Source organism: Nocardia sp. NPDC056564, assembly GCF_042793755.1.
GTDB lineage: Bacteria > Actinomycetota > Actinomycetes > Mycobacteriales > Mycobacteriaceae > Nocardia.
This window is the reverse complement of record NZ_JBHTUR010000008.1, coordinates 332,055-338,666: the sequence shown is the minus strand read 5'-3', so window position 1 is coordinate 338,666 and position 6,612 is coordinate 332,055. Positions and strand designations below refer to the sequence as shown.

At 67.3% G+C, this 6,612-nt stretch carries 7 protein-coding genes; 3 read left to right on the top strand and 4 right to left on the bottom strand.

Annotated features, from left to right (window positions below):
• Positions 1-792: 792 nt before the first annotated feature.
• Positions 793-1,740 carry a helix-turn-helix transcriptional regulator gene (locus ACFQ9K_RS22350; protein ID WP_378718005.1) on the bottom strand — a complete coding sequence of 316 codons (948 nt, stop codon included), beginning with the start codon at positions 1,738-1,740 and terminating at the stop codon, positions 793-795.
• 99 nt (positions 1,741-1,839) lie between these two features.
• Here ACFQ9K_RS22350 and ACFQ9K_RS22345 point away from each other — a divergent pair, with 99 nt between their 5' ends.
• The 3 genes from ACFQ9K_RS22345 to ACFQ9K_RS22335 all read left to right on the top strand — a co-directional run bounded on the left by ACFQ9K_RS22345 (position 1,840) and on the right by ACFQ9K_RS22335 (position 3,918).
• The gene (locus ACFQ9K_RS22345) at positions 1,840-2,250 is read left to right on the top strand and encodes a VOC family protein (protein WP_378718006.1); all 411 of its coding nucleotides are present in this window, start codon (positions 1,840-1,842) and stop codon (positions 2,248-2,250) included.
• A gap of 331 nt (positions 2,251-2,581) precedes the next feature.
• Complete coding sequence (locus tag ACFQ9K_RS22340; protein WP_378983503.1) at positions 2,582-3,136, top strand: sigma-70 family RNA polymerase sigma factor; 555 nt, start codon at positions 2,582-2,584, stop codon at positions 3,134-3,136.
• Positions 3,133-3,918, top strand: a complete 786-nt coding sequence (locus tag ACFQ9K_RS22335; RefSeq protein ID WP_378983500.1) for an anti-sigma factor domain-containing protein — start codon at positions 3,133-3,135, stop codon at positions 3,916-3,918. Before ACFQ9K_RS22340 ends, ACFQ9K_RS22335 begins: the two co-directional genes overlap by 4 nt.
• Position 3,919: 1 nt before the next feature.
• On the opposite strand, the gene ACFQ9K_RS22330 is transcribed toward ACFQ9K_RS22335, so the two are convergent.
• From ACFQ9K_RS22330 to ACFQ9K_RS22320, 3 genes are all read right to left on the bottom strand, one after another.
• Entirely contained in the window at positions 3,920-4,792 is an 873-nt protein-coding gene (locus ACFQ9K_RS22330) for a cyclopropane mycolic acid synthase family methyltransferase (RefSeq protein WP_378726595.1), read from the bottom strand.
• Positions 4,793-5,062: 270 nt separating this feature from the next.
• On the bottom strand, positions 5,063-5,857 hold the full coding sequence (locus tag ACFQ9K_RS22325; protein WP_378726597.1) for an HAD family hydrolase: 795 nt from the start codon (positions 5,855-5,857) through the stop codon (positions 5,063-5,065).
• Positions 5,858-5,983: 126 nt separating this feature from the next.
• Positions 5,984-6,574 carry an AAA family ATPase gene (locus ACFQ9K_RS22320; RefSeq protein WP_378726599.1) on the bottom strand — a complete coding sequence of 197 codons (591 nt, stop codon included), beginning with the start codon at positions 6,572-6,574 and terminating at the stop codon, positions 5,984-5,986.
• Positions 6,575-6,612: the final 38 nt, after the last annotated feature.

The window sequence follows — 6,612 nt, the reverse complement described above, 5'->3', positions numbered from 1 at the left end:
TGACCGCGCGATCGTGCGAGTACCAACCCCGTGAAGTCCCGTTCAGCCACCAGCTCCCTTCCGAACGGGAGGTGGCTGTGGCATCGGCCCAGTAACGCCCCCGTCATGTCCCCTCCGACAACCGATCACCAGCCGAACAGAACATGACCGCGCGATCGTACGAGCACCTCCCCGGGAAGTCCCGTTCAGCCACCAGCCCCTTCCGAACTGGAGCTAGCTGCAGCATCGGCCGAGTAGCGCCCCCGTCATGTCCCCTCCGACGACCGATCACTAGCCGAACGGGACATGATCGCGCAATTGTGCGAGTACCAGCACCGTGAGGTCCCGTTCGGCGATCAGCGCCCTTCCGAGCGGGAGGTGGCTGCGGCATCGGACGAGTAGCGCCTCCATGGGGGCCCTTCCGACGACAGATCGCCTGCCGAACGGGACGTGACCACGGCATCGGACTAATGCCGCCTCCATGGGATCCCGTTCGATGGCTGAGTGTGCTTGCGGCATCGGACGAGTACCGCGCCCTGTGGCCGGCCCTGGCGTTGGGGGCGCGGTGTTGCTCCAGTGCGATTTCTATGAACACCTGCCTGGTGTCCCACTGGCAGCCGGAGGCGAACGGATTGGGAAATCAGCCGGACACCCACCTGCTCGAAATCCCACCGACGACCAGCCCTGCCGAGTCAGTCATACTGCGGCGGCGGTCGAGTACCGCCTCTAATAGGTCCCGTTTGCTGTGTGCGTCTCCGACGGGGGACATGGCAAACGCCTCAGCGCGCAGGCTGCGGGGGGCATGTTCGGTGACTATCGCTCCTGGTAGCGGTCGAGGAGTTCGGTTGCTATTCGGACTAGTTCGGTGCGGACTTCGGGTGGGTCCAGGACTTCCAGGGAGGCGCCCCAGCCGGCTAGTTGCTGGGCGAGCATCCAGGGGGTGGGGGCGGTGACTTGGACTTGGATGCGGCCGTCGGGGGTTGGGCCGGTGACTACGCAGTGCCGGCCCTGTTGGTTGCGCAGGATCGGGAGGAGGTGGTCGGGGACGAGGACGGTGGCGGCGGTGGCGGCGCGGCGTTGTTCGAGTTCGTCGACCACCTCGTTCCAGGTGGCGGAGAGGTCGAAATCGGTTGGGCGATAGGCGGGTTCGTCGGTCAGGACGGCGTCGACGATGCGGTCGACGCGGAAGGTGCGCTGGCCGTTGTCGGTGCCGGCGATGAGGTACCAGATGGCGTCTTTGTCGATCAGGCCCCACGGGTCGACCAGCCGCTCGGTGCGTTCGCCCTGCTTGCTGGCGTAGCGCAGTCGAACTTTGTTGCGCTGCACCACTGCTCGCTGCAATAGCGCAACCACCGGAGGCAGCTCACGATCCGTCTGGCCCCATCGGGCCGGGTCGATCACCACCGCATCGGCCGCCGCGGCGGCATCGGTGCGGAACGGCTGGGGCAGGGCCCGAACCAGTTTGCGCAGTGCGGACTTCACCTCCGGCAACGCGTTCGCGGACGGCCCGGCGAGTAGGAACAACGCGCGCGCCTCCCCCGCGGTCAAACCCGTGAGGTCGGTGCGCGCCCCACCGACCAGCGACCACCCACCACCGCGACCGGGCTGCGGATACACCGGCACGCCCGCCGTCGACAACGCCTCGAGATCACGGCGCGCGGTCGCGACCGACGTCTCCAGTTCCCCGGCGACCTCAGCGGCCGTCACTCGTCCGCGCGTCTGCATCATCAGCAGAATCGCCACCAATCTGTCCGCTCGCATACACACAATTCTGCCCAGAAAAGTGCTCATTCGGTGAGCACTTCAACGCGGAGGATGGGTTTCACCAAGCAAGGCACGAACCGATGAAGGAGATCGACAATGCTGCGAGGAATGGCGACGAGCACGTTCTACGCCGACGACCTGGAGGCCGCGAAGGACTGGTACACCGAGTTCCTCGGCGTCGAGCCGTACTTCACCGTCCCCGGCGGCTACTACGAGTTCCGCATCGGCGACTACCTGGCCGAATTCGGCCTGGTCAACCGCGCGTACGGCCCGGCGGGTGCGCGCAACGCCCCCGGCGGGGCGATCGTCAACTGGCACGTCGACGACCTCCAGGCCACCTTCGACCGCCTGCTCGAGCTCGGCGCCGAGGAATACGACCCGATCACCGAGCGCGGCGTGGGCACCGGGTTCGTCACCGCCTCGGTCGTCGACCCGTTCGGCAACGTCCTCGGCCTGATGTCCAACCCGCACTACCTCGAGGTGCTGGCCGCAACCGGCCCGGCCTAGGCAGAAGAACGGAGACATGGTGCCGGACGGGACTCGTTCGTCCGGCACCATGCCCCGCCGCGTGTCCCGGCCGGTCGCCTCGGCCTGGACACTGCGCGAGCCGCCGCTGGCAGGCAGGCTCCGCATAGGAGTCGCAGCCGAAGCGCCCGCGGATTGGTCTGGATTTCTACGGCGCGCGGGGCAGTGCGGACGTTGCGGGGAATCGGTCGTCATATGATCTGGCCCACATCCGCCGCTGCCGTGGCATACGGCTTCCGGCTCGGTCAGGTTTGGAAGGACACCTATGGTCAGCCGCGCCCCAGCTCTACCCGGCGCCCGCACCCTCGACGACATGACCGCACAGGCGAACACCCCGGAACTATTACTGCGCCGCGTGGCCCGCGGCGACGAGCAGGCCTTCGCCGCGCTCTACGACCTCGTGGCCGGCCCGGTGCTCGGCATCGTCGCCGCTGTTCTGCGCGACCCCGCCCGGTCCGAAGAGGTCACCCGGGAGGTGCTGCTGAAGATCTGGCTCGAGGCGGCCCAGTTCGAGGAACACGGCAGCAGTGCCATGGCGTGGGTGCTGACCATCGCGCATCGCCGCGCCGTCGACCGGCTGCGCTATCAGCGTGTCAACGGCGAAAATGACAGCCGCGCAGAGCAATTGGCATCACAGCACGGATCCGATGGAGTGGTGGCCACGGCGCTGGGCACGCTGGAGCACGCGGTCCGGGGCAGGCTGGACGAACTCACCGACCCGCAACGCCGATCGATCGTCCTCGCCTACTACGGCGGCCACACCTATCGCGAGATCTCCGAGGCGCTGGATACGCCGGTCGGCACGATCAAGGCCCAGATGCGCGACGGTCTGCTCCGTCTGCGGGAGAGTTCGGGAGCTCGCTCGTGACCACATCCGACCCGCATACCCGCACGGGCGCTTACGTTTTGGACGCGTTGTCCACCACCGAACGGGTGGTCTTCGAGCAGCATCTGGCCGAGTGCGCGGACTGCCGCACCGAGGTCGACGAGCTGAGCGAGGTCGCGCTGCAGCTCGCGGTCGCCGTGCCGCCGTTGTCCTCCGCGGAGCTGAAAGACCGGGTGCTCGCCGATGTTCGGGCGCGGCCGCAGCGGCGCGTCGACCAGGCGTCCGGGCAGACACAGCTGTTGCCCGCGGTGGATGCGCTCGGCCGTACGGACATCATGCCCGCGCTGAATGGGTTGTCGGACAGCGACATTCCGCCGCGCCGGGAGTGGGTCATCCGGGCGGCGATCGGTCTTGGCGCGGCGATCGCGTTGGTCGCCGTCTTGATCACCGGCCTGTCGTTGATCCGTGGCGAGCAAGGCGGCGAGGCGGTCGCCGCGGATCAGGTGCGCGATGCGGTCACCTGGAACGGCGCACTGACATCCGGCGACGGAACGGCCACGGCGGTGGTGTCGTCCGGCGTGGGCAAGGTGGTCGTCACCGCAACCGGACTGCCCACGCCGGACGACGGGCACGGCTATCAGCTGTGGACCATCCCGGCCGACGGCACGCCGCGTTCGGCCGGGATGATGCACACCTCCGGCGAGCGCGCCGAGCTGACGACGGACCTGACCGGAGACGCCGCGCTGCTCGCCATCACGGCTGAACCGAGTAATGGGTCGGTTCAGCCGACGACGCCCATCCTGGCGCGAATTCCGTTGCGCTGAGCTACTTCACACAGGTGAACTGCATGACGTCGATGTGCCCGGCCCGGAAGTGGTGGGCACATCCGGTCAGGTAACGCATGTACGTCTGATAGGTGTCCGGACCACACAGCGCCTCGGCCTCGTCGCGGCGCTCGGCCAGGGCGGCCGCCCAGAGGTCGAGGGTCTTCGCGTAGTGCAGTTGCAGCGGATGGATTCGCTCGATGGAGAAGCCTGCGCCCTCGGCGTACTGGCGGATGCCCGGCGGGAATTTGCTGCTGTGGAAGGGCAATTGGCCGCCGGGGAAGATGACGTCGCGGATGAACCGGAAGAAGTCGATATCGGTCCGGTCGAACTTGATGTCGTGTTCACGCAGGTAGGTCAGGCCGTAGACGATGATGCTGTGCAACAACATTCGGCCATCCGCGGGCAGAATGCGGTAGGCGAAGTCGAAGAACTCGGCGTACCGCTCGTGCCGAAAGTGTTCGAACGCACCGATACTGACGATGCGGTCGACCTTGTCATCGAACTCCTCCCAGCCCTGCAGGCGGACCTCGGCGCGACCGCCGTAGCCGCCCTCGTCCAGCATCCCCTGGACGTAGCTGTGCTGGTTCTTGCTGAGCGTCAGCCCGATGACCTTGACGTCGTAACACTCCAGTGCGCGCATCATCGTCGAACCCCAGCCGCAGCCGATGTCGAGCAGGGTCAGGCCGGGCCGTAGATCGCACTTGCCCAGTGCCAGATCGATTTTCGCGCGCTGCGCCTGTTCCAGGGTGTAGTCGTCCTGCTCGAAGTACGCGCAACTGTAGGTGCGGGTCGGATCGAGGAACAGGGCGAAGAATTCGTCGGACAGGTCGTAATGGGTTTGCACCTCCGCATAGAACGGCGTGCGGGTCATGTCGATAACCTCCGTCGAGTCCATCGATGGTCGACCGGTCCCGCGAATACGACGGGATCGGCCGAGGAACAGGCGATCGAGCAGCGGCATCGCGGACGACACCGGGACGTTCACGTAGCGGCGATGCTTGGCCAGGCGACGGTCCTGACATCAGCTACGAACATCCGTGTTCACAATAGCGTATATACATAACCCACCAACAGGGGCGGTGTGTTCGATGTCAGACCCGCGCGGTGGTGGGCCGAAGTCAGGGTGAGCCGCGGTGCCGCGTTACGGACGGAACCAGCGCTCCAGCACGGTCGCCACGCCGTCCTCGAGGACGTTGCCGGTGATCTCATCGGCCAGGTCTCTGACGGCGGCGGGTGCGTTTGCCATGGCGACGGAATGGGCTGCCCAGTGGAGCATTTCGCGATCGTTGTAGCCGTCGCCGATGGCGAGGGTGGCGGCGCTCGGGACGTCCAGGGCCAGGCGGAGGCGTTCGAGCGCCCAGCCCTTGGACACGCCCTGGCGGGAGACGGTGAGCCAGGGGCCGAATTCCCCGTGCACCCAGCTGGCGCCGGGCACCTCGAGCGCGTGCAACAGGCGCAGCATTTCCGCCAGCGAACCCTCCGGCCACCAGCCGTTGAGCCGCGGGGTGGGCTCGCTGCTCAGCGCGCTGTGGTCGACGAGCAGGTAGTCGCCGAGCGAGTACTCCCCCGGGCTGTCGCCGGTCGCCCAGTAGCCGACGCCGACCTTCTCCACGGCGAAGATCATCTCCGGGATCAGCGCGCGCAGGGCGAGGACGGCGGGCGCGGGGTCGAAATCCTGCACGGCCAGCGGCTGTCCCTTGGCCACGTCGACGTGCACCGCGCCGTTCGAACACAGCGCGTGCCCCTCGACGAGCCCGAGTTCGGCCAGCACCGAACGGGTCGTCAGCACGGTCCGACCGGTCGTCACCACCACATGCGCACCCGCCTCGACCGCGGCGCGCACGGCCGCGGCCACGCGCTCGCTGATCGGGCTGCCGGTAGCGAGCAACGTTCCGTCTACATCCAGCGCGATCAGCTGGGGTCCCCCGTCGGCCATCACCTCATTGTGCCTCGGCCCCGCGGTGCGCGTCCGCCGATTACCCGCGCCGAGACCGCCACGCACGTCCGATGTTTCAGCCGGTGCGGCTCCCGAGCGAAGTGCGGGTTTCGGATCGGGAGCGCATCAGCGGGTATGGCGGAGTACAGCTTTGGCCAGGTTGGCGGGTGTATCCGTGGTGGTATCGACGGTCATGTCGTAGGCGATGTGGTGGGCGTGAACGCTGTGGAAGTGGCCGCGGGCCAAGCCGGGCTCGTTGCCCCGGGCCTGTTCTCGCCGCTCCGCGACGGCAAGTGGGCAGGTGACAGCTACCAGTCTGACGTCGAGGCCGGCGAGGGCGGTCAGCCACATCGGGAGCAGGTCCGGGGCCAGCAGCATCTCATCGATGACCAGGTGGTCGCCGCCGTGAGCGAAGGCGGCAGCGGCGGCGCAGGCCGAACGCAGCATCCGCTGACCCACCTCGCCGTACCGGATGACCAGCAGCGGGTGCCCATCGGCGGCACGACCGGTGCGGTCATACCAGAAACCGGCGCGGCTCGACGGCCCGTCCCGTCCCCCACCCCAGTTGGGCGGTACCAGATCGAAAAGCGTGTCGATACCCCAGTAGACGAACGGAACGTCGCTCTCGTCCTGGATGCTGCGGGCCAAGGTCGTCTTCCCTGAACTCGATGTCCCGTTGAGGAAGATGACCCGGCTCGGGACTCCACCGCTCCGCATTCGGCAACACTATCGAGTCCCACTGGCGCGTATGGTCT

Excerpts from the sequence above, each read along its gene's own strand:
- ACFQ9K_RS22320 (WP_378726599.1), bottom strand. The coding sequence starts at position 6,574 with ATGCGGAGCGGTGGAGTCCCGAGCCGGGTCATCTTCCTCAACGGGACA.
- ACFQ9K_RS22350 (WP_378718005.1), bottom strand. The coding sequence starts at position 1,740 with ATGCGAGCGGACAGATTGGTGGCGATTCTGCTGATGATGCAGACGCGC.
- ACFQ9K_RS22340 (WP_378983503.1), top strand. The coding sequence starts at position 2,582 with ATGACCGCACAGGCGAACACCCCGGAACTATTACTGCGCCGCGTGGCC.
- ACFQ9K_RS22330 (WP_378726595.1), bottom strand. The coding sequence starts at position 4,792 with ATGACCCGCACGCCGTTCTATGCGGAGGTGCAAACCCATTACGACCTG.
- ACFQ9K_RS22325 (WP_378726597.1), bottom strand. The coding sequence starts at position 5,857 with ATGGCCGACGGGGGACCCCAGCTGATCGCGCTGGATGTAGACGGAACG.
- ACFQ9K_RS22345 (WP_378718006.1), top strand. The coding sequence starts at position 1,840 with ATGCTGCGAGGAATGGCGACGAGCACGTTCTACGCCGACGACCTGGAG.